Source organism: Raoultibacter timonensis, from assembly GCF_900240215.1.
GTDB lineage: Bacteria > Actinomycetota > Coriobacteriia > Coriobacteriales > Eggerthellaceae > Raoultibacter > Raoultibacter timonensis.
In genome coordinates this window covers 1,926,540-1,948,301 of the sequence record NZ_LT964679.1, presented here as the reverse complement: position 1 = coordinate 1,948,301, position 21,762 = coordinate 1,926,540, and the positions used below count along the sequence as shown (strand labels likewise).

Here is a 21,762-nt window from a genome sequence, read left to right as displayed (position 1 = left end):
TGCACGCACGGTGCGCCGTACGGGTTCGGTGGGCGCTCTACGCCTCCGACTCGGCAAGCGCGTGCTCGCCGGCGGCGCGGCCGAACGCGAGGGTAGAGAGGATACCCGTGCCGGTTCCGGGATAGTAGGATCCCATGAATCCGCCTGCAACCTGGCCTGCGGCGTAGAGATGGGGGATAACTTTGCCCGCAGTGTCGAGCACCTGTGCGCTCGTGTTGATCTTCAGGCCGCCGAGGGCGCCGAGATTGTAATCGTAGGTGCGTGTCGCGTAATACGGCGGCGTGTCGATGGCTTCAAGGCCGCATGCGCGAGTGGGGAACTGGCTGTCGCGCTTCTCGGGCGTTGCCATATCGGCATTCCAGGTGTCGAGCGCTGCCTGGAGGTTCGCTGCGGGCACGTCGATCTGGGCGGCGAGCTCTTCGATGGTGTCGGCTACGAGCACCGAACCGTCGGCGATCTCCTTGGAAAAGTCGTCGCTCATGGGGCTCACGCCGCCCACGACGGCACCGGTGAGAGCGGCTGCCTTCGAGTCGAAGACGCCCCAGGCGATATGGTCTTCCTGCGAGAAGACCGCACGAAGGACCCAGGCGTAGTGGTCGGATTCGCTCACGAAGCGGCGGCCGTACTTGTTGACGATGATGCCGGGGACCTCGGGAACGCCGGGAAGGGTGGGCGTGCCGCCGATGTTTCCGGGCAGCCCGATGAACCCGCCCATGCCTTCGAGCGCCGCACCGACCGACATGCCCATGCGCAGGCCGTCTCCGGTGTTGGTCGCAACCGTGAGGGATCGGCCGTCTTCGAGCGCTTGCACCATGTGGTAGTTGAACGCCTTGGCGAACTCCTCGCTGCGATCGTAGCTGCAGGTTGCGAGGATGACGGCCTTTTTGCCGCGATAGCGTTTGTTGTCGTCGGCGACGACGCCGGTCACAACGCCGTCGGCGTTCTGCACGAGCTCTTTGCCGGCGGTTTTGTAGACGAACTCGACACCGGCATCCTCCGCCGCCTTCAGCAGGGCGGCTACGTGCGCCTGCCCGTACATGAGGTCGTTCTCGTCGGTTCCCGCGAGGTGGATGCGGGGTTTGATCACCTCGGGATCGACGTTGGGTACGGTTCCGTTGCCGTACACCACTTCGTACTTGATGCCGAGGTCCTTCATGAACTCGATGCAGGATGGGGCTTGCTCGCAAGCGAAGCGGACGAGCTCTTCGTCGAGCTGGCCTTCGCCGCATTGCAGGTAGTACTCGGCATGCTTCTCCGGGGTGTCGTCGCTCACGCCCGCGAACTGCTTCTGCTCTTCGGTGCCGGCCGCTTGGATGACGCCCGAGGAGTTGGCGGTGTTGCCGCCCGCCATGGCCGCCGCTTCGAGTACGGTTACCTGTGCGCCACCCTTCGCCGCGACAACGGCAGCCGCGAGCCCTGCTCCGCCTGCGCCTACGATGAGGATATCGGTCTCATGATCCCATGTACCCGAATCGGCGGTCGACGCGCTTTCGCTCGGCGAACAACCGGCGAGGCCGAACGCCGCCAAACCTGCTGCTGCGATGCCGGCGCCTGCGAGAAAGTTCCTTCGTGTTACGTTTGTCTCCATGATTCCCTCCAAATTGAATCGATGTGCCCGCACGATGAGGTGCGATGGGACGCACTATAGGTTCAAGCACGGTTTCGGGAATCACATAGGTGATGTGAAAAGCGATGTGAAAGATGCATCGGGGCAGGTGAAAGCTTTATCGATCGGGTGAGGGAATCGGATGGTGCTGCTCGATGTTCTCGCTTATCATGCGGTCAAACCGTCCTTTGTCGTCTACGGCGATGCCGATCGCCTCGATCTCTCGAGCGCCTCCGAAAGAGGTTTCGACCGTAACGGGCTCGTCGAACACGAGCCACCCGCTCGCGGTGCCCATCATGCCGAGGTTGACGATCCGCTTGTTGTCGGCCTTCGGCGCCTTCTTCTCATACGCTGCGACTCGCTCCAGCGGAATGTCGGCGGAAAAGCGCATGCCCGAACGGATCTCGAGCACGCTTCCCTTGAAGGCGATCGGCCGGAGCACCGATGCGCGGCAATCGGCTACGAGCCAGAGCGTTGCATAGAGCGAGCCTGCGGTGAGCACCCATGCTGCGACGTCGCTCCATTGCGAAACGAGCAGATGGACGACCAGCGTTTCAACGGGTATCACGAGCATCATGCCCGCAATGAAGGCTGCATACCCCGAATCCCTGTGGTACGCAAACACGCCGTCCTGCGATGCGGGAGCGCGCCGTTTCCAGGAGAAGAGGGCAAAGTAGAGCATCGCGAGCTCGTTGGCCGCGAGTCGCGAAGCCTTTGCGTTGTTCGTCATCTGCATAAACGGTGCGGAAAACCAAGCGAGGGCGTCGTCCGTCTTGCGCCGCGCCGCGCGAAACGCACGGGCGAAGCGCGCGATCTCGCGGGCGGCGATAGCGACTTCGACGACGAGGGCGCCGAAGCCGAGGACGGCCAGTACCGCGGTGTCAGAACCCTGGGCGAAGAAGGAGGCGAGAGCACCGCCTGCCCACATGACGGGGAGCGCGAACAACGGCGAAAGAGCGTACCTTCTGATAACGAGAAGGTAGAAGAGGGCTGGGAGAACGATCATGCAGTCGATCGGAAACGCATAGGCGGCGAGCATCGCCCTCGTCGGTGCAGTCGGCGCTGCTTGGATGGCGAGGATTCCCGCGAGATAGAGCAGGGCGAGGCCCGCGACAGCTGCGGCGGTGAAGAACGTTTTTTTTCGATACGGTTACCTTCATGGTGCCTCCGGTTCTCTCTGCGCGTTGGTGCGACGGGGCTTGCTCGGGGTGTTCGGGGCGGATGCACCGGTTGCCCGAGCGGACCCGGTACCTTCTGGCTTCGGGGCGAGTTCGCTCTCTTCGAGCTTGCGCATGCTCTTCGCGAACAGCGCGGCCACGGTGATGGCGAACCATGCTGCCACGAGCACCCACGAGGCGATTTCAAGCCCGATGCCCGTTACGAGCACCGAAGTGGCGAACAGCGCTGCGGGCGCAGCGACGAGCAAAAGCGAGTTCTGCGTGCCGAGCGCGCTGCCGCGCCGCGCTTCGGGGATGCGGTCGAACATGAAGAACCCGAGCAGCGCCGAGGCGGGACCTGCGGTGAGTCCAAGCGCGAATGCGCCGGCAAGCATGACGGGGTAGCTTGGGAGCGATCCCATGATCGCAAGGCCTATGGCCATTCCGATCAGCGAGAAGGAGTACCAAGCCCTTCTGCTGAGCTTGTGGGTGAGCGCGGCGTAAACGAGCGACCCGATGAGCAACCCGCACGACATGGCGGAAAGGGTATAGCCGAGCAGTTCGGGCGCGTTCGCCTCGGTGAAAAACACGGGGAGCACGAGCCCTTGGTAGCTTCCCATAACCATGACGATGCCGAAGGTCATGAGCGTGGCGGCACGAAGGACCGGATCGTCCTTGAACAGCACGCGCGCGCCGTCAAGCGCCGATGCCCAGGCGGTTTTGGCAAGCGAGCCGCAACGCGCGACGGTCGAGGAATCGCCGTGCACCACGACGGTGGCAACCGAGGCGGTTTTCCCTGCGGCTTCTACGGGAGCCGCAGAACCGGAGCCGATCGCGCCGATCGAACGCGGGAGCGTTGCGGTTACGGCAGATGCCGAAAGGGAGAGCGCCGCGGTTATCCACAGGCACGGCACGCTGCCGACGACGCCCATGAGGAAGGCTGCGAGCGCGGGACCGACGATCGTGACGATGGAGTCGAGCGATTGGGATATGCCGAGGAAACGCTGCAGGCTCACGCCGTCACGCTCGACGACAGTGGGCAGCATGGCGTCGCGCGCGGTCATGCCGGGGATGTCTCCGACGGCGCCGAGCACGCCGAAGAGCGCGAACCATCCGAAACTCAAGCCCACCGTCATATCGACGATGGGCAGCGCGGCTACGCACAGCGCCGNGAAGGCTGCGAGCGCGGGACCGACGATCGTGACGATGGAGTCGAGCGATTGGGATATGCCGAGGAAACGCTGCAGGCTCACGCCGTCACGCTCGACGACAGTGGGCAGCATGGCGTCGCGCGCGGTCATGCCGGGGATGTCTCCGACGGCGCCGAGCACGCCGAAGAGCGCGAACCATCCGAAACTCAAGCCCACCGTCATATCGACGATGGGCAGCGCGGCTACGCACAGCGCCGAAACGATATCGGAGAAGATCGAGACGTTGCGGCGGTTGAGGCGGTCGAGCACGGCTCCGCCGAGTACGCCTGCGAGCACCTGAGGCACGGCGCAGATGATGGCGAGCGTGCCCGCTGCGAGCGGGTCGCCGGTGGTGGCGAGCAGGATGAGGGGGAGCGCGATTCCCGCAACCGAGTTGCCGAGCAGCGAAAGCGCGCTCGCGGTGAGGAATCGGACGGTCGTGGTCTTTCCGGGCATGATGCTTCCTTTCTTCTCAGAAAGGAGTAAAAACCCTGACGTTACGTCCGGGTCAAGAGGCATCGTGAAAATGTGCAGGCTCCGTGAACCGCACGAACGTTGAATGGCGATGGCGGTGCGATGGCGTTCGGTTTGTCGGGTGGGTGGCGGCAGGCGCTTCGCCGGGGCCGCGTTGCCGCTTTGCGGCTGGTCCGCCTACTGAGGCCGATCAGCCTGTTCCCGCTTCCCGAGCACGAGCTTTTCGATACGCGCGATCGTGCGATCGCTCACCTCCTGCTGCGCGGGGTTGAGGGATTGGGCCTGGTACTGCCTCAGGAGAGCTTCGCTTTGCAGCTCTGCTTCCGTCGGTTCCTCGTCCCAGTTGCCCGGATCGAAGCAATCCAGGAGGGGTTCCATGACTTCGATGATCCTCTCGACGACAGCGGACTTGTCCTTTTCGGTTGCATCGGGCGGCAGATCCATGATCCAGCCGTTGATCTTCACGTAATCATCGATGAGATCGCGTTCGACGAGGGCGCGATACACCCTCTCGGTTTCGTCAAGGTCGTTTTCGCTCAGCACCGCTCCTGCGAGCAGCATGACGTCCCGCTCGCTGTTGAGGGCGTCCTCGGGCAGGCCGTGGTTCTTGAGCATGTCGACGATGGCGGCAAGCCGCACGGGGATATCGGCATCGAGCTCCTTTGCCCGGACGAACGCAAGCGTGCGACGCTTCTGCTCGAGCCGTTCGATCTGGTCTACCAGGCTACGATCAAGCTCGTCGAGCAGATCGGTCGCTTTCGAACGGTCGTCGGAGTCGAGGGTCGCAAGCATGCCGCCGATATCTTCGAGGGAGAAGCCGAGCGCGGCGAGGTGCTTGATGCGCAGCAGGCGCAAAAGGTCGTCAAGCGTGTACTCGCAGTACCCGTTATCGCTGCGGTTCGGCTCGGGCAAAAGCCCGATCGAGCGGTAATGGCGCAGCGTGCGCACCGTAACTCCTGCAAGTCGTGCGATCTCTCCGCTGCGCATGGTCGGTTCCTCTCGTTCGGTGCGGCTTGGTCGTCTCGTTTCGGCTAGCGGGGCGTGCGCACCATTGCACGTTCGTACACATCGAATGCCGGATCGGTGAAGCGGTGCACCGTTTCGAATCCGAAATGACCGTACAGGCTCTCGAGCCGATCGGTGTAGCATTCGAGGTAGCAGTTGATGCCGCAGCTGTCGGCGAACTCGAGAAACGGCGTCATGAGCCTGCGGAAAGCTCCCGAGCCGCGCATGTCGGGATTGACGCCGATCGAGAAGAAGTGGATGAAGTCATCGCCTTCGGCTTCGGGAACCATCCATTTGAAGTTCGAGATGCCCCCCATCTCTTCTGCGCGCTTGAAAAGCGCCGCCTTCTCGTCATCCGTCAGGGTGGCTTCTGCCATCAGCTCGGTCGCCTCGTCCTCGAGGTCGCTCCAGATGCGCCCGCCAAGGTCGCTGGAAAGATATGCTCCGGCACCCGCGGCAAAGTCGGGAAGCATGTAGCAGCACTGATGGCGCGTACCCACCATGAAATCGTACTTCATAATCGCACGGGATATCTCGAGCTTGCGCTCGTCGGTTGTGCCGAGGCAGTCGAGCGATTCGAGCCAGGCTTCGGTCCAGAGTTCCTCCATGAAGCTTTTACCCATCATATGGGCGAGCTTCTCGATGGTGTCGGTCTGGTCGGGTTTGACGGTAACGAGTCCTGGCAACTGCATAACGCTGATCCTTCTTTCGTGACGTTCGTATCAATCAACTGACGATTCTGCCACACCTTGGCAGGCGCGTCGAGTTCGCGGCGCGCTAATGCAGAAAGCCCGCATGTGCGTAAGCAAACAGGGGCGCAACAGAATCGTCCGAAAAGGTCGTTTCGGGGGAGAATAGGCGGCAAGCATCGGAAGGCGATACCGTCGAGAGCCGGTGAAGACGCCGTCGGCTGCGTGACGGTGGAACGAGACCGGCAAGCGATGCGAGGGAGAGCTGCCATGAGAACGATCTACGAGAGCGAATCGACTCCGAAGCGGGACGGATACCGTATGCTGGGCGAATTCGAGCCCCAGACGAGAATATGGATGCTCTGGCCCCATCGTACCGACAACTGGCGCGACGGGGCGAAGCCCGCTCAGAGAACCTTCGCCGACGTGGCGCGCGCCATCGCGCGGTTCGAACCGGTCACCGTGTGCGTGAAACCCGACGATTACGCAGCCGCACGGCGCATGCTTTCCAACGAGGAGCGAATCCTCGTTGTCGAAATGGAGTCGGACGACGCATGGATGCGCGATTGCGGCCCGACGTTCGTCGGTAACGACCAGGGCGACGTGCGCGCGGTGCACTGGCATTTCAACGCGTGGGGCGGCCTTGTCGACGGAATGTACTTCCCTTGGGACAAGGATGCCCTCGTGGGCGTGAAGGTGGCCGATTTGGCGGGCGCGGTGCGCTACCGTCCCGATTCGTTCGTTCTCGAGGGCGGTTCCATCCACGTCGACGGCGAGGGCACGGTGCTCACAACCGAGATGTGCCTGCTTTCCGAGGGTCGCAATCCCGAGCTTTCGAGGAGCGAGATCGAAGAGAAGCTGTGCGAATACCTGGGCGCCGAAAAGGTGATCTGGATACGGGACGGCATCGACCCGAACGAGACGAACGGCCATATCGACGATGTGGCCTGCTTCGTGGCTCCGGGCGAGGTGGCGTGCATCTGGACCGAGGACGAAACCGACCCGTTCTACGAGGCGAGCCAGGCTGCGTATCGGGAGCTTTCCAAGACGGTCGATGCGCGGGGCCGCTCGCTTAAAGTACATAAGCTCTGCCTGCCCAAGAAGCCCGTTTACATGACCGGGGAGCAGGTGGCCTCCATCGACCTTGTCGACGAGACCGTCGAGCGAACCACCGACGAGCCCTGTATCGCTTCGTACATGAACTTCCTCATCGTGAACGGGGCTGTGGTCGTGCCGCAGTACCGCGACGAAAACGATGCGCTGGCGCTTGAGCAGATCCAAGCGATGTTTCCCGAGCGCGAGGTCGTAGGCGTCGATACCGTCGAAGTGGTGTACGGCGGCGGGAACATCCACTGCATCACCCAACATCAGCCGAGCGGCATCGGGCGATAAGGTACCTGGAAGCCGCTCGATACAAGCTGCCCCGCCAGCGCGTCGCCCCGCCGGGAGTGTCTTTGCCGCTACGCGACAGGTTCGATCTTCGCGCGGATCCCCCCGCGCAAATTGGGCAGCCCCTGTACGGGGTCGAGGTTCCACGGCTCGCCGCTGAACAGCATGCCGTCGTTGTGAAGGCACGCCTTGCTCAGGCCGTTTGCGAGTCCTTGGGCGGTTTCGGGCTTCCACCAGCCGTGCGGCACGCGCAACGTGCTTTCGGGTTGACGCGCATCCGCCTTGACTGCAAGCTCGATCGACCCGTGCGGGGTGCTGACGAGAGCCCACTGCCCGTCGCGCACGCCGTAGCGTTCGGCGTCTTGGGGATTGAGGTACGCTTCGGGCTCCGGTCCCCGTGCGCGCAGCGTCGGCATCTGGTGGTGGTTGGTGTTGTAGCAGAACGCGTCGCGCGCTCCCGTGAAGATGACAAGCGGGTAGTCCGCCGCATCGACGTTCGGCTCGCCGGGGTCGACGTACGAGGGGAGCGGATCGCAGCCGAGCGCTTCGAGCACGGAGCTCTTGAGCTCGACCTTTCCCGACGGCGTGAGAAATGCACCCGGAGCTACGGGCCTGGCGGGTATGGCGGGCTGCTCGCGAACGTCGTCCCAGGTTTTTCCCAGGGGTGCGAGACGCCAGTCGTACAGCTCGTAGCGGGAAGCCCAGGGAAAGACGTCGCCGAGGCCCATGCGGTCGGCCAGGCCCTTGACGACGAAGTACCAATCCTTGCATTCGCCTGCGGGCTCGCAGAACGCTTCGCAGAACGTACTTGCCGGTGCAGCATCCGATGTCGGCCCCATGATGTCGCGCTCCATCCAGGCGTCTCCCGGCAGCACGTAGTCGGCCAGCTGGGCGGTCGGCGTCATCCAGTGATCGTACGCGACGACGAGGTCCTGTGCCATGAGCCCGTCGATGATGCTCTGTTGGTCGGCGTAGCTCATCACGGTGTTGTTCGCTACCGAGAAGAATGCTTTGACGGGATAGGGGTTTTCGGTTTGCATGGCCGTGAACAGGCTGTTCGGATGAGCGGTACAGCTGCAGCCCATGATGTCGGGCGTGTAATCGATCCCCGCTTTGCGGCTCGCATCGTCAAAGAGCGCCATGCCCTCGAAGCTCATGAGGGGGTATGCTCCAGATCCGATCTGCTTGGCTCGCTGCTCTTGCGACAGCGCAGGGTAGTCAGCGAGCTGCGTAGTGGTGAGGGCCCCTTTGGCCGGGCCTCCGACGAATTCCGACACGTTTACGAAGCCGCAGATGGCGCGCAGGATGCATTGGGCGTGGAGCACGGAGGTCGAGTTGCGCTGCATGTCGCCCACGACGCCCCACGGGATGATGGCGGCTTTGGCGTTCGCGTACATACGCGCGGTCCTGCGGATGGCATCGGCGTCGATGCCGCAGATCGAAGCAACGCTTTCAGGAGCGTAGGCCTGCACCCGCTCGGCGAGATCCGCAAACCCCACGGTCGATGTTTCTACGAACGCGTGGTCGTACAAATCCTCTTCGATGATGACGTTGATCCATGCGAGCAGCAGCGCCGCATCGGTTCCGTATCGGATGCGAAGGTGCTCGCAGGCGAGCAGCGCCGTATCGGTTTCTCGCGGGTCGACCTCGATGAGCTTTGCCCCGCGCGCGAGTGCGGCTTTGAGTTTGAGGTATTCCACGGGCCAGAGCTCGGGCCCGCGGTTTTGCCCGAAGTAGACGATGAGATCGGTTTCGTCCCAGTTCGAGCTCGTGTACCATCCGTACACCGCCCGATGCACTTGAGCGGTGTTGCCCATGCACAGAAGCGTGGGCGCGATGTAGTTCGGCGATCCCAGGTGGTTCATAAAGCGACGGGTGATGCCTCCGAATCCGGTGTTCAGGGGCATCTCCGAAACCGCAAGCGCTTCGGGCCCGTAGGTGTCGATGATCGCGGACAGGCGATCTGCTATCTCGTCGAGCGCCTGATCCCATTCGATTTCCTGCCAAACGGGATTCGAGCGTTCCCCGATGTTCTTACGCGGCTTCACCACGCGATCGGGATGGCTGCGGTACTCGCGCCACAGATGCGCCTTCGAGCAGATGGCGGGCAGGTTCGGGTTAAGCGGAGAAACGGTGACCTCGCCATCGTTTCGAATGGCGACGGGACAGCATCCGTCGCAGAACACGCACGTGCTGTGCCTGGATTCCCCTGGTTCGATTTCAGTCATGAGAATCCCCTTTCCCGCACTGCTCGTCCTGTGAATATAGTACCTTTTTCCTTGCGCGCCGAACAGGCTTTCGAGAAAAGGGTTTCGGGATAGACGTATCGGGCGCTGCGAGGTGCTTCGGCGGGTGCGCTGTCGGCTGCGCTCGCAGCCGCAAGAAAACTATGAGAAAATGCAAAAAACTTCTTGACCCTCCTCTAAGAGGAGACGGTTGAATGTGATGTGGAAGGAGGTGCGAACATGTTCTACATTGGGAGTTTCTCGAAGATGGGCAAGACGACGGTGAAGACGCTGCACTACTACGACAGGATCGGTCTTCTCCGCCCCGAGGAGGTCGATCGGGCAACGGGATACCGCCTCTACACGACGCGTCAGCTGGTCGAACTGCATCGCATACAGGCGCTGCGCCAAGCCGGTCTTTCGATCGACGAGGTCGTCCGAGTATTCGACGGCGCCGACATACGCACGGTGCTCGAGCAGCGTCAGGCCGAAGTGGCCCGGGAACTCCGCGAGCGCGAAGGGCAGCTCGCACGCATCGCATTCATCTTGGACAACGAAGAGAAGGAGTTTTTCATGGACTATCAGGTGACGATCAAGGATATTCCCAGCTACATCGTGTACACCAAAGAGCTGACCGTGCCGGACTACACGGCGTACTTCGAGGTCATCCCCGCGATCGGCCGAGCGGTCAAGGCGGCCAATCCCGATCTTACGTGCGCCGAGCCCGAGTACTGCTTCATCACGTATCTTGACGGGGAGTACAAGGAGAAGGACATCAACATCCAGTACAACGAGGCCGTCACGGAATTCGGCAACGAGGTAGACGGCATTTACTTCCGTGAGACCAACCCGGTCACCGTGGCGTCGGTCATGCACAAAGGATCGTACGCCGACGTGCCGCAGGCGTATGCGTTCGTGATGGATTGGGTGGAAAGCAACGGCTACCGTGTGACGGAGAGCCCGCGTGAAAGCTACATCGACGGCATATGGAACCAGGCCGACGAGGCCGATTGGCTCACTGAGATCCAGGTTCCCATCGAACAGGCGTAAATCGTTTTCCAATCGGCGTCGATGCCCCGAGGGGTGCCGGCGCCGATTTCGGGTATGATTGACGGTGATGGGAAAACAACGTGGTGGGAGGAAACCGGTGCCAGATTTCGTTCGCGTGATCATCGTTATCGCGATTCTCGGCGTGCTTGCCGTGCTCGTGTACAAAGGCAAACTCGGAGCGGCCAAGGGAAGCGAATCCCAGGCGAAAGACGGCGTGGTCGACGAGAAGCGCGCCAAGAAATACGGTCCGGTCGACAAGGCCTACCTGCTTGCCTCCGACGGCAAGAACATGGTGACGTTCGAGGTCCATTACCAATCGGGAAAGAGCGCCACGGAAATCGTAAAGGTTTACACGCCGCGCTACGAAACGCTCAAAGAGAGCGAGCCGCAACGCGAAAGCCTTCGCACGAAGCGGGGCAATATCATCGAGATCACGTACGAAGACGGCCGCGTCGTCGACTGCAAATGCTCGTGGATGAGCTTTGAGGCCACGCAGCTCCGCCAGGAAATGTTCTCCAAGAAGCCGTCTGCCGAGTAGCGCTTAACCGCCGCGTTTCGGGCGGCAAAGGTGTGCACCTATCAGGTTCTTTCGCCCGCTGAATGTACGAGGTCGATGATCTCTTGTTTTGAGTGGGCTCCCGTTTTGCGGTAGATAGAGGCTATATGCGTCTTGACGGTGTTCGTCGAAATGTAGAGCAGTTCCGAAATCTTCTGCGTGCTGTATCCGAGCGCGAGGTATTCGAGCACATCGTGCTCTCGATCGGTGAATCCGTACCTTGCGGAAACCAGCTCGACCGCAGCGCGTGATTCCCGTTCCCCGTCAGCCTCCCTTCGATCCCGTTCGTCACTTGCGAAGAACATCGCGCTCCCGCGGGTGTAGAACAAAAGAAACAGCGACCAGCAGACGACCAGCAGAAACCCGATGATGGCGATGTAGAACACGAGTTTGCTGCCAATCTGGGGGTAGGCGTAGGAAAGGCCCATTTGAAACAGTTTCGAGACGATCGAGGGAACGAGCAGTACCAGTACGAACGTCGGAGCTGCTTTCATGCCGTTGCGGTAGACGATCATTGCGACAGTGAAGAAGACGACGATCTTGATGATCCTTCGAAGCATTTTCGTTAGGTCGTACGAGTAGGCGCTTCCTGACGATATCGATACGGAAACCATGAAGAACACGAGAAACGACAGGATAACCGAAGCGACGAGTATGTTGATAAACATGCCGTCCCAGAATCGTGCGCTTGAGTCGGAGCATGCGAGAATCGCAAGCAATACGAGAATGGCTACGAAGAGCAGTGCGAAGCAGTAAGGATTCTCGTCGGAAATCGGTACGTAGCCAGGGGCTATGAACTCGACATAGGCCATAAGGTGCACGAGAAACGAGAACGCCGCCAACATGAAGAGGCAGAGCCTTACGGGTTTCGCAGCGTGGCCGCTTTCGATGGGAGGCGAACCCGGCCGATCGAATACGCTTTTTATCATGGCGAGCGATACGCCTGAGATGAGGGGCGAAAGAATGACGACGACCTGGCCGTACGCTGAAGACCGTGCGGTGCTCGGCACGATAAGGAAGCTCACGGCGATTGCAACAAGGGAAACGGCGAGAACGTTGAATAGTCCGTATTCGAACACAAGATCGCGCAGGCGAACAGACCACAGGATAAATACGATGCTGAACGAGACCGCGTATACAATGCCGTAGAGCGTGGCGATCGGCGTGGATAGCGGCGCCGATCCGTTGGACGAGATCGCCAAAAGCCCGAGCGCGCATGTTCCGAGCACGCCGGCCGCTAGAGGGATCGCCTGAAGTGTGCGTATGCGTTCGAGCATCTTGTCGCGAACGGCGATCACGCAGGAGGCTGTGCAAATGACGAGCAGGGCAACCGCGTATGCGAAGAATCCCCCCTGATCGGTCGAGTAGGAATATGCGGCTTCTCCGAAGAACACCTTCTCGAGAGCCAACCAGATAAACATCCATCCAACGAAAAGAACGATCCCGTTTTTGGTGCGAAGCATCGAGAGTACGTGCAACGAAGTCCACCTCCATCCCTTGATCCCTGCGGACGATTATACCTATTAGGTCGAATCTCTCAGGTGTTTTTTGCTCGCATAGTGCGATCTCGTTAGTTTTGGGTGAGGTGAACCACCCCTTGCGAACGAGCGGAAAAAGACGAATCACCTCTCTCGGCGGAAGAGTGCAGAGCCGCGAGCTCCTAGGATGGACGACGTTGGATGCGGATGCGAATCAGACGCATCCGACGATGGAAACCTACAAGGCATAAGGGAGGATAATCATGGAACAGGTAAGCAGGCGCTCGTTTATCAAGGGAGCTGCAGTCGTGGGGCTGGCTGGAGGTCTTGCGGGACTAGCGGGGTGCAGCCAAGCTCAGGGAAGTCCGAGCGGAGGATCGGCTGCGTTCATGCCTGGTAAGTATGCGGCTGAGGTTATGGGGCATAACGCGCCCTTTACGGTGGAGGTGACGTTCAACGAGTACGCGATCGTCGATATCGATACGAGTAGCAGCCTAGAATCGCCGGGAGTTGGCCTTTATGCGATGGACAGGATCGCGGAGCAGATCATATCGACCCAATCGTTCGACGTCGACACGGTTGCCGGCGCTACGCTTTCGAGCATGGCGCTCATCCAAGGGGTGCAGGATTGCATCGGGCAAGCGGGTGGCGGAGAGCTTTCGGCTGTTGTCGATTCAGGCGAAGCGGCGGAAACGGAGTATACCGCAGATGTATGCGTGGTCGGTGGTGGCGGTGGCGGCTGCGTGGCTGCGATTCGTGCGGCGCAAGCCGGTGCCAAGGTGGTCGTGATGGAAAAATGCGGCATTCTCGGCGGGTCCACGAACGTGTCGGGCGGGGCCCTCAATGCAGTTGATCCGTATCGGCAAGAAAAACAAGGGATCGAGGATTCGGTCGAGAAATTCTACCAGTCGACTCTCGAAGGCGGCCACAACATCGGCGACCCCGTGCTCGTCGATTTCCTTACAGCTCATGCCATGGAGTCGGTGGAGTGGCTTGAGGAGATAGGCTGCGCATTCAAGATGAAGGTGGGTTCTGCGACGGGTTCTCTTGGCGAGCGCAGCCACTATACGGTAAAGCCCGCAGGTAGCGGCTACACGGATGCGTTCCGCGATTGGATTGCAAACAACCCTGACAAAATAATCGTCGTGGCGGGCACGCAGGCAACGGAACTCATCACGGGATCCGACGGAAGCGTGACCGGCGTGAGGGGCCGGCGCGAAGACGGCGAGGAAATCGCGGTTACAGCAAAGTCGGTCGTTCTTGCGACGGGTGGCTTCGGGTCGAATGTCGAGTACCGCCAGCAAGTCAACACCGGTGTGTGGGCTGAGGTGCCGCTTGACGAAACGATCGGTTGCACCAACATCAAACCCTGCGCCCAAGGCGATGGCCTGAAGCTCGCCGAATCGGTCGGTGCCGAACTCATCGGGCTTTCCGATATCCAGCTCCATCCGTGCGGAACGCCGGGCACGGGCTTGATGCAGCACATCAGAACGTCGGGTCGCAACCGCGTGTTCGTGAACGAGGAAGGCGCTCGGTTCGTAAGCGAAGGCGCGGCGCGCGATACGCTGTGCAAGGCGATATTCGACCAGACTAATTCGACGTACTGGATCGTCGTTAACAAGGTGCGCTACCCCTCGTTGACCGAGCCTGATAAGGATGGAGAGAGGCTTAAGGACATGATCGCCCTCGGATCGGTGATCGCCGCCGACACGCTCGAAGAACTCGCGTCGGCGACGGGCATGGACGAGGCGAAGCTCAAGGACTCGATCGATACTTACAACGCCGTTGTGGCGGGCGAAATGGAAGATCCGTTCGGTTTCGAGGCCAACAACAGCGCTGATGTTCAGTTAACCGAGGGACCGTGGTATGCATGCAAGAAGGTTCCGACCGTTCATCACACCATGGGGGGCATCAGGATCGACGTGGATTCCCAGGTGCTCGATGCCTCGGGCAGCCCCATCGCCAACCTCTATGCGGTGGGCGAGTGCACGGGCGGAATTCATGGTTCGAACCGTCTGGGCGGCAACGCCATCGCCGACATCATGACGTTCGGACGAAACGCCGGTCTTCATGCTGCCGAGAATGCGGGGGCAGCAGTCGAGTAGTATCTTGGCATAAGGGGCTTGGGTTGGTTCTCGATGATCTTTCCCCTAGTTTCCTATCCGCAACGATAAAACCGGATTCGCTTCGCACGAATCCGGTTTTTGCGCGTTTCGATATCGCGGTGCTTTTTCGCGCCAAGGCTGCGCGACCGTTCAAGTCGCTCTAGCCCCGCGCGCTCTGCCTCACCTGGAAGTACACCACGACGAGGCAGAGGGTGATGTAGACGAGCCAGAAGAGTGCGAACGCGATGATCGGATCCGCCACAAGCGGGTACGGCGCCGTGGTGCCGGTGAACAGCACGTTGTAGGCGAACGAGAGCGGGATGAACGCGATGAGCCACACGTTGACGATCCAGAAGGTACGCTGCGCGCTGGTCTTCGAGCGCGGATCCGAATTGATCATGCCGACCCCGAACACCATGCATCCGAGCGCTATGAACACGAGTCCGACGACGAGTGCCATGGGTAGCTGCTGCTCGTACCACAGCGCTGCCGCTATGACGACGCCTACGAAGTCGAGCACCGTGCCTACGATGACGAAGATGCGTGCATCGGGGCGCCTGGCCTCGTCTGCATGCGGGTTCTCGATTCCCTTGAGCAGGTAGTCGGTCGTCACATCGAAGTAGGTGCTCATGATGATGACCTTGTCGATGTCGGGGATGCTCTGCTCGCTCTCCCATTTCGATACCGCTTGGCGCGACACGCCGATCTTGTCGGCGAGTTCTTCCTGCGACACGCCCTTCACCTTCCTCAAGTGCTGTATGCGGTCGGCTATGTTCATGGCAACCCTTTCTCTCTGCGGATTTATCATAGTCCAATGATCGCCACCGCGCGGTTGCGATACCACCACCCGCGCATGGCGTTTCGGCAACCCGCGGTAGCAAAAGGTCTCGCACCGCTCTTTTCGCACCTTAAGCTCGCGATGCGAAAAAGGAACTGCGCCAAAAGCGAGCGCTCGCGACGTTCGATGTTTTTCGCGGTATCTCTCCGCTTGCTGCCTTGTGCAGACGCTTCGCGCACGCTTTTGACAAGCAAAACAGCCCCTATGGGAGGCAAAGCCTTGTCAAAAGCGTGCATGAAGCGTCTGCAGTGCACTTGCAACGGTCGTGCTGGGGGCGCGAGCAGGGCGTACGTGGAATCGATGCGAACGCCGCTCATGGCCGAGAGCAGCCAACCTGAGAGTTTGCGGGCGCGGAACGGGCCCCGTCAACCGCGGTGAACCTGAAAGGCACCTTGCGGAAGTCTTCGTCGACTCCCTTCGCGGCGAGTTCGGTATATCGCTCGACGGTGGTGAGCGTCCCTTCTTTAGGCAGCCCCATCATGTCGACGAGCTCTTCGATGATGTCCGCCTCGAGGGGCACGCCGTTGTCGACGCTGGGATCGATGGGCGCGCTCTGCCGTTCTCCCACGTTCGTGCAAGGGCAGCACTGGCCGAGCTGCTCGAAATCGACTTCTTTGTGCTGAGGCGCAGTGCATGACGCAGGATTGGGTGCGCGGCGGCATGGTGCAATCGGCTCGCGCAATGACGAAGCTGCGCATCGGTTTCATGCCCGAGTTCCTCATCAAAGCCCTTGAGCCGGCGAAGCGCATCGTTCGTCCGTAAGCTAGACAGCGCGCTGCTACTTCATGAGCATGCGCAACAGCTTGATCTTATCGCCGAACGGGGGAACGCGCACGGGAAGCTCGAGCCAGGTTCCCTTTTTGAGCGTCGATTTGTAGTGCGTGAAGCAGTCGAAGCCCACCTTGCCGTGGTAGGCGCCCATGCCCGAATTGCCCACGCCGCCGAAGCCCATGTGGTTGTTGGCGAGGTGGATCACCACGTCGTTGATGGTTGCGCCGCCGAAGGGCAGCTCGCGGATCACGCGCTCCTGTACGCCTTTGTCGTCGGAGAAGACGTAGGTTGCGAGCGGTTTCTCGAAGGTGCGCACGATGTTGAGGGCCTCGTCGAGCGTTCGGTAGGTGATGACGGGCAGCACGGGTCCGAATATCTCCTCGCCCATAACCGGATCGTCGAGCGTTACGCCGCGAAGGCACGTCGGCTCGATCTTGAGCGCCTGCGGATCCCCGTGCCCGCCGAACGCGACGGTTGCACCGGGGTTGCGGTTCTCGATGAGCCCCATCACGCGTTCGAAGTGGTGGCTGTTGATCATGTGAGGCCACTCGTCGCAGGCGAGGATGTCCTCGCCGTAATACTGGTGGAAGCACGCATCGAGCTGGGCTACGAGATCGTCGACCACGCTTTCGTGCACGAGGAAGTAGTCGGGCGCCACGCAGGTCTGGCCCGTGTTGATGCCCTTGCCCCAGGCGATGCGCTGGGCCGCGCGCTTGATGTTGGCGGTTTTGTCGACGATGCACGGGCTCTTGCCCCCGAGCTCGAGCACGACGGGGGTCAAATGTTTGGCGGCCGCCTCCATGACGGTGTGGCCCACGTTCGGGCTGCCCGTGAAGAATATCTGGTCCCAGCGCGTCTCGAGCAGCCAGTCGTTCATATCGCCCGATCCGGGGAACCCGCACACGAATTCGGGTGGGAACACGGCGGCGAGCATGTCGATCAGAAGCTCGCTTGTGGCCTTCGACGTACGCGAGGGCTTGAGCGCTACGCAGTTGCCCGCCGCGATGGCGTCGACCATGGGCACGAGGGCAAGCTGTGCGGGGTAGTTCCAGGGCGAGAGCACGAGCACGACGCCCATCGGGCTTGGGTAGACCTTGGAAGACGAGCGGAAGTGGACGATGGGCGTAGCCACCCGCTTGGGCTTCGACCAGCGGTTGAGATGCTTGAGGCAGGTGGTGATCTCGTCGTAGACGATGCCGAGCTCGGTGGCGTAGCCCTCGAAGTGCGCTTTGCCGAGGTCGGCCTTCAGGGCGTCGAGAACGCGCTCCTCGTTCGCCTTGAGGTACGCGCGAAGCTGCGTGAGCGCCCGTCTGCGGTACTCCACGTCGAGCGTCGCGCCCGTAGCGTAGAAGTCGCGCATGCGCTGCGCCTGCTTTTGAACGTCCCCGAGATTCTCGAATTGCACCTTCTGTCTCATCGATCCTCCTGCAATCTCGTCTCGCCCCGCATTCGCTTGGCTTGCGGCAAGCGGGGCTGCTGCTTTCTCTAGTACGCGGCGTTCAGGATGCCCATTGCGACATCGATCGTTATTTCGCTGTCGTTGTAGAGGGCGGCGCCGTCGTAGCGCGCCTGCTTGGCGATCTCCTCGAACTGTTCGGGTTCGACGCCGAGGTCGCGCAGTTTGATGGGCACGCCGTATTCCGCATGGAACCGCTCGTTCATCTCGTGGAGCCTGCGGGCGAACACCGTATCGCGATTGTCGGGATCGGAGGCGACGTAGCACGCTTCGTCGAGGTCGCGCAAAAGCTCGCCGTAGAGCCCCTTGTGAAAGCCCTGGGAAATGTTGTAGTCGACGCAGTGGGGGAGCAAGAGCATCATGGCCTGCCCGTGCGGAATGTGCGCAAGACCGCCGAGCGAGTGCCCGATGGCGTGCACGATGCCCACCATAGCGTTCGAGAAGGAGGCTCCCGCCATGAGGCTTGCGAGCGCAAGCGATGTCCGTGCATCGGCGTTCTTCCCGTCGGCGCACGCGGTAAACAGGTTGTCGGCGATGAGCGTGATGGCCGAGCGCGCAAGCGAATCGCTCACGGGGTTCTTCTGAATGGAGGTGTACGCTTCGACGGCGTGCGTGAGCGCGTCCATGCCGGTCGTTGCCGTAAGCTTGGGCGGCAGCGATTGGGTGAGCACGGGATCGAGGATCGCGACGTGCGGCACGAGCTTGTAGGACGTGAAGCTCAGCTTCACGTGCTTTTCGGTATCGGCGACCACCGCTACGAGCGTGACCTCGCTGCCGGTCCCCGCCGTGGTGGGAATGGCGACGAGGGGCGGAAGGCTGCCCTGCAGAATCTCCGAGCCCTGCAGCGTGGCGAAATCGACGCCTTCGGCGGAAAGCGATGCGGCGGCACCTTTGGTCGTGTCGATGACCGAGCCCCCGCCGAGTGCGATGAACCCGTCGCAGCCTTTATCGGTGTAAAGGGCGGCCACCTCGTTCACCACGTCCATCGACGAATCGGGCGGCACGTTGTCGTACACCTCGTAGGGTACGTTCGCTGCCATGAGCTCGTTGAACAGGTGGTCTGCCACATGCAGCTGCACGAGGCCCTGATCGGTCATGACGAGCGGCTTGGCAATGCCCTGGTCGCGCAGCTCGTCGGCGATTTTCGCCAGCGATCCTTCGCCGCACACGATCTTGGTGGGACATGAATACTCGAACCCTTTCACGGTAACCTCCTAGTTGGTGCTTGCGACGGGCTGGTTGCGGTAGGCGCGACGCCAGAAGAAAAACGAGCGGAGAAGCGCCGTGAACATATAGGTGAGCGAAACCCCGGTGCTGTTGGGTCCGCGCGTGGTGAAGGCGCGTTCGGCCAGGGCGTCTTGGAGCGATTTGCCGCCCGAGAAGCACTGGAATGCATACTCGAGCGAGCGGAAGGCGATCACGTAGTCGACGGTGACGGCGTCGTTCTGCGCGCTCGAAAGGCCGCTTCCCGGCTCGACGTCGGTTGCGACTTCGCGCAGCGGCACGCGGCGAAATCTTCCCTCCTCGGTTTTCCTGCAGATGCAGGTTAGATCGGCGCCCTTTACGTCGAGCATGAAGGTGTACCCGACATCGAGATAATCGATTTCGGCCTGAACTTTGCGCGACACGTAGCGCATGTTGCTTGAAAGAAAGGCCAGCATGCGAAGAAGGATGCGCACGTACAGCTTCTTCATCCGTTCGCTGAACGTCGGTTGCGTTTGCGTTGCCATGATCACTCAAATCCCCTTATCGGCTCTGCAGTCAGGGCGATCGTGTACGATCGTCGCGTCTTCGGGCGCCGCAGCGATTCGGGCAGCGCCGCCCGAGCGTCGAACCAATAATAGCGGGTTGTGCTGTTCGCGGAGCGCTCGTTCATGGGAAAATCACCGTGAAGCCAGCCGAGCGGCCGCTGCGGTTCGCTCGTCGAGCCCGCTTAAGGCGTCGGCCCGCATTCGGGCGGTCGTTCTCAGGCACCGGTTTTTCCGTCGGCTCGATCGTTTCCCGCAGCTGGGCACCCTTTTTCTGTAATGACTTCCCCGCACGAGGTCACGCCCTCATACTTGGGGTGTACTCCATCTGGTGTAATTCCATGACACGACGATGACGGATTGGTTGCGTGTAGGTTGAGCGGAGAAAAGCGGTGGTAAGGTTGCGGCAACACAAATCGAACCGCGTGCAATGCGCGCACTAAGACGGAGGTAAACAATGGATAACACGAATGGAAACGGTGCGCCGGTTCCACCGCCCCAGGGCAATGGCGGCTACACCGCGCCGAATCAGCCGACGCAGCCCGGCCAGCCGACGCAGCCCGGCCAGTCCGCCCAGGGAGCTCAGCCCCTGCCGCATCATGCCCAGCATTCGCAGCAGGGATACTACCAGCAGCCCTCTTACCAGGCTCCTTCGGCCCAGCCGGTCGAGCCCGCCAAGAAGTCGACCGGTCCGAAAACGTTTCTGCTCGCATTTGCGGGTGCGGCGCTGGCCTGCATCATCGCCCTGTCGGGCTTCGGCATCTACAATGCGATGAGCGGCGGCAGCGGTTCAAGCGACTCCGGCTCGTCTACGGTCATCGGGTCTTCCGGCAACGGCAGCATCGACGCAACCGATGACGATGCGACGCTTGCCGAAGCGGTCGCCCAGAAAGCCCTGCCTTCGGTCGTAGCGGTCGACGTCTACACGAGCCAATCGTCCGGCATGTACGGGTACGGCGCAGGCTCCGGCTCCGATGCGAACTCGCTGACGCAGTCTTCGCTCGGCAGCGGCGTTGTCCTTTCCGAAGACGGCTACATCATCACGAACTACCACGTCGTCGAAGGCGGCGAGGCGTTCAAGGTGACCATCGAGGGCGAGGAGTACGACGCCGAGGTTGTCGGCACCGATCCGAGTTCCGACCTCGCGGTCCTCAAGGCGCAGAACGCAACGGGTCTGACTCCGATCGAGATCGGCGATTCTTCCGACCTCATCATCGGCGAATGGGTTATGACGCTCGGCAGCCCCTTCGGCCTTGAGCAGTCCGTGGCGACCGGTATTGTCTCTGCGACGAGCCGCTCGCAGATCATGAACTCGCAGACCGACGGCTCCACGATGATCTATGCGAACCTGATCCAAACCGACGCCGCCATCAACCCCGGCAACTCCGGCGGCGCGCTCGTCGATGCGGACGGCAAGCTCATCGGCATCAACACGCTGATCACGTCGTACTCGGGCAACTACTCCGGCGTCGGCTTCGCGATCCCCGTGAACTACGCGGTCAACATCGCGCAGCAGATCATCGACGGCAAGACCCCGACCCATGCCCAGCTCGGCGTATCCCTCTCCACGGTGAACGAGCAGATCGCCAAGCGCTACGGTCTCGCGGTTAACCAAGGCGCCTACGTCGCCAACGTGAGCGAGGGAAGCGGCGCTGCCGAGGCCGGCATCGAGGTGGGCGACATCATCACCAAGTTCAACGGCACGACCATCACGTCCGCCGATGAGCTGATGCTCCAGATCCGCGCTTTGAACCCGGGCGATAAGGCCGAGGTCGAGATCAACCGCAACGGCCAGAGTGAAACGCTCGAGGTAACGCTCGGCTCCGACGAGAGCACGCAAGCCGCAACCCAGCAGCAGAGCCAGGGCGCAGGCTCGCTCGAGGACCTGCTCCGCAACTACGGCGGCAACGGCTACGGAAGCGACGGCTACACTTCGTAAAGCCTGCACCGTAGATTCTCGAAACGGTTCAGCACCGCCAACCCTACGGTGGATCCGCGAAAGCGGGTCCACCGTTTTTTGCGCCC

Annotated in this window: 18 protein-coding genes; 6 read left to right on the top strand and 12 right to left on the bottom strand. The window is 61.3% G+C overall.

Annotated elements, in window-relative coordinates; all coding sequences use genetic code 11:
- Positions 1–37: 37 nt before the first annotated feature.
- The 5 genes from C1722_RS08620 to C1722_RS08600 form a co-directional block, all read right to left on the bottom strand.
- A complete protein-coding gene (locus C1722_RS08620) occupies positions 38–1,588 on the bottom strand; it encodes an FAD-dependent oxidoreductase (RefSeq protein WP_102378865.1) in 1,551 nt (516 codons plus the stop codon).
- A gap of 136 nt (positions 1,589–1,724) precedes the next feature.
- Positions 1,725–2,645 (bottom strand): hypothetical protein, encoded by a 921-nt coding sequence (locus C1722_RS08615; protein WP_102378864.1) that lies wholly within the window; start codon positions 2,643–2,645, stop codon positions 1,725–1,727.
- Between the two features lie 117 nt (positions 2,646–2,762).
- On the bottom strand, positions 2,763–4,409 hold the full coding sequence (locus C1722_RS08610) for an MFS transporter (protein WP_102378863.1): 1,647 nt from the start codon (positions 4,407–4,409) through the stop codon (positions 2,763–2,765).
- A 195-nt stretch (positions 4,410–4,604) separates the two neighbouring features.
- The gene (locus C1722_RS08605; RefSeq protein ID WP_102378862.1) at positions 4,605–5,414 is read right to left on the bottom strand and encodes a helix-turn-helix domain-containing protein; all 810 of its coding nucleotides are present in this window, start codon (positions 5,412–5,414) and stop codon (positions 4,605–4,607) included.
- A gap of 44 nt (positions 5,415–5,458) precedes the next feature.
- Positions 5,459–6,124 (bottom strand): GNAT family N-acetyltransferase, encoded by a 666-nt coding sequence (locus tag C1722_RS08600; protein WP_102378861.1) that lies wholly within the window; start codon positions 6,122–6,124, stop codon positions 5,459–5,461.
- 267 nt (positions 6,125–6,391) lie between these two features.
- Here C1722_RS08600 and aguA point away from each other — a divergent pair, with 267 nt between their 5' ends.
- Positions 6,392–7,513: an agmatine deiminase gene (gene aguA / locus C1722_RS08595; RefSeq protein WP_102378860.1), complete on the top strand. Its 1,122-nt coding sequence runs from the start codon at positions 6,392–6,394 to the stop codon at positions 7,511–7,513.
- Positions 7,514–7,581: 68 nt separating this feature from the next.
- Here aguA and C1722_RS08590 read toward each other — a convergent pair whose 3' ends face one another.
- The gene (locus tag C1722_RS08590; RefSeq protein ID WP_102378859.1) at positions 7,582–9,738 is read right to left on the bottom strand and encodes a molybdopterin-containing oxidoreductase family protein; all 2,157 of its coding nucleotides are present in this window, start codon (positions 9,736–9,738) and stop codon (positions 7,582–7,584) included.
- A 237-nt stretch (positions 9,739–9,975) separates the two neighbouring features.
- Here C1722_RS08590 and C1722_RS08585 point away from each other — a divergent pair, with 237 nt between their 5' ends.
- Together C1722_RS08585 and C1722_RS08580 are read left to right on the top strand one after the other, a co-directional pair.
- Positions 9,976–10,785, top strand: a complete 810-nt coding sequence (locus C1722_RS08585) for a MerR family transcriptional regulator (RefSeq protein ID WP_102378858.1) — start codon at positions 9,976–9,978, stop codon at positions 10,783–10,785.
- A gap of 97 nt (positions 10,786–10,882) precedes the next feature.
- Positions 10,883–11,323 carry a hypothetical protein gene (locus C1722_RS08580; protein ID WP_102378857.1) on the top strand — a complete coding sequence of 147 codons (441 nt, stop codon included), beginning with the start codon at positions 10,883–10,885 and terminating at the stop codon, positions 11,321–11,323.
- A 41-nt stretch (positions 11,324–11,364) separates the two neighbouring features.
- Here the strand turns inward: C1722_RS08580 and C1722_RS08575 are convergent, their stop codons facing one another.
- On the bottom strand, positions 11,365–12,750 hold the full coding sequence (locus tag C1722_RS08575) for a helix-turn-helix transcriptional regulator (RefSeq protein ID WP_180995102.1): 1,386 nt from the start codon (positions 12,748–12,750) through the stop codon (positions 11,365–11,367).
- Positions 12,751–13,082: 332 nt separating this feature from the next.
- On the opposite strand from C1722_RS08575, the gene C1722_RS08570 reads away from it, so the two are divergent.
- On the top strand, positions 13,083–14,924 hold the full coding sequence (locus C1722_RS08570) for a flavocytochrome c (RefSeq protein WP_102378855.1): 1,842 nt from the start codon (positions 13,083–13,085) through the stop codon (positions 14,922–14,924).
- A 160-nt stretch (positions 14,925–15,084) separates the two neighbouring features.
- Here C1722_RS08570 and C1722_RS08565 read toward each other — a convergent pair whose 3' ends face one another.
- Both C1722_RS08565 and C1722_RS08555 read right to left on the bottom strand, forming a co-directional pair.
- Positions 15,085–15,702 (bottom strand): helix-turn-helix domain-containing protein, encoded by a 618-nt coding sequence (locus C1722_RS08565; RefSeq protein WP_102378854.1) that lies wholly within the window; start codon positions 15,700–15,702, stop codon positions 15,085–15,087.
- A gap of 373 nt (positions 15,703–16,075) precedes the next feature.
- Positions 16,076–16,330 carry a hypothetical protein gene (locus tag C1722_RS08555; RefSeq protein WP_102378852.1) on the bottom strand — a complete coding sequence of 85 codons (255 nt, stop codon included), beginning with the start codon at positions 16,328–16,330 and terminating at the stop codon, positions 16,076–16,078.
- A gap of 65 nt (positions 16,331–16,395) precedes the next feature.
- Between C1722_RS08555 and C1722_RS17595 the strand changes: the two genes are divergently transcribed.
- Positions 16,396–16,524 carry a hypothetical protein gene (locus C1722_RS17595; protein WP_279611956.1) on the top strand — a complete coding sequence of 43 codons (129 nt, stop codon included), beginning with the start codon at positions 16,396–16,398 and terminating at the stop codon, positions 16,522–16,524.
- A 16-nt stretch (positions 16,525–16,540) separates the two neighbouring features.
- On the opposite strand, the gene C1722_RS08550 is transcribed toward C1722_RS17595, so the two are convergent.
- From C1722_RS08550 to C1722_RS08540, 3 genes are all read right to left on the bottom strand, one after another.
- A complete protein-coding gene (locus tag C1722_RS08550) occupies positions 16,541–17,950 on the bottom strand; it encodes an aldehyde dehydrogenase (RefSeq protein ID WP_102378851.1) in 1,410 nt (469 codons plus the stop codon).
- Between the two features lie 68 nt (positions 17,951–18,018).
- On the bottom strand, positions 18,019–19,194 hold the full coding sequence (locus tag C1722_RS08545) for an iron-containing alcohol dehydrogenase (protein ID WP_102378850.1): 1,176 nt from the start codon (positions 19,192–19,194) through the stop codon (positions 18,019–18,021).
- A gap of 9 nt (positions 19,195–19,203) precedes the next feature.
- Positions 19,204–19,719, bottom strand: a complete 516-nt coding sequence (locus C1722_RS08540) for a D-alanyl-D-alanine carboxypeptidase (RefSeq protein ID WP_102379597.1) — start codon at positions 19,717–19,719, stop codon at positions 19,204–19,206.
- A gap of 475 nt (positions 19,720–20,194) precedes the next feature.
- Between C1722_RS08540 and C1722_RS08535 the strand changes: the two genes are divergently transcribed.
- On the top strand, positions 20,195–21,676 hold the full coding sequence (locus C1722_RS08535) for a S1C family serine protease (protein ID WP_102378849.1): 1,482 nt from the start codon (positions 20,195–20,197) through the stop codon (positions 21,674–21,676).
- Positions 21,677–21,762: the final 86 nt, after the last annotated feature.

Coding starts and splice junctions, on each gene's coding strand:
- C1722_RS08620 (WP_102378865.1), bottom strand. CDS start 1,588: ATGGAGACAAACGTAACACGAAGGAACTTTCTCGCAGGCGCCGGCATC.
- C1722_RS08615 (WP_102378864.1), bottom strand. CDS start 2,645: ATGCTCGCCGCCTATGCGTTTCCGATCGACTGCATGATCGTTCTCCCA.
- C1722_RS08605 (WP_102378862.1), bottom strand. CDS start 5,414: ATGCGCAGCGGAGAGATCGCACGACTTGCAGGAGTTACGGTGCGCACG.
- C1722_RS08600 (WP_102378861.1), bottom strand. CDS start 6,124: ATGCAGTTGCCAGGACTCGTTACCGTCAAACCCGACCAGACCGACACC.
- aguA (WP_102378860.1), top strand. CDS start 6,392: ATGAGAACGATCTACGAGAGCGAATCGACTCCGAAGCGGGACGGATAC.
- C1722_RS08590 (WP_102378859.1), bottom strand. CDS start 9,738: ATGACTGAAATCGAACCAGGGGAATCCAGGCACAGCACGTGCGTGTTC.
- C1722_RS08585 (WP_102378858.1), top strand. CDS start 9,976: ATGTTCTACATTGGGAGTTTCTCGAAGATGGGCAAGACGACGGTGAAG.
- C1722_RS08570 (WP_102378855.1), top strand. CDS start 13,083: ATGGAACAGGTAAGCAGGCGCTCGTTTATCAAGGGAGCTGCAGTCGTG.
- C1722_RS08565 (WP_102378854.1), bottom strand. CDS start 15,702: ATGAACATAGCCGACCGCATACAGCACTTGAGGAAGGTGAAGGGCGTG.
- C1722_RS17595 (WP_279611956.1), top strand. CDS start 16,396: ATGACGCAGGATTGGGTGCGCGGCGGCATGGTGCAATCGGCTCGCGCA.
- C1722_RS08550 (WP_102378851.1), bottom strand. CDS start 17,950: ATGAGACAGAAGGTGCAATTCGAGAATCTCGGGGACGTTCAAAAGCAG.
- C1722_RS08540 (WP_102379597.1), bottom strand. CDS start 19,719: ATGGCAACGCAAACGCAACCGACGTTCAGCGAACGGATGAAGAAGCTG.
- C1722_RS08535 (WP_102378849.1), top strand. CDS start 20,195: ATGGATAACACGAATGGAAACGGTGCGCCGGTTCCACCGCCCCAGGGC.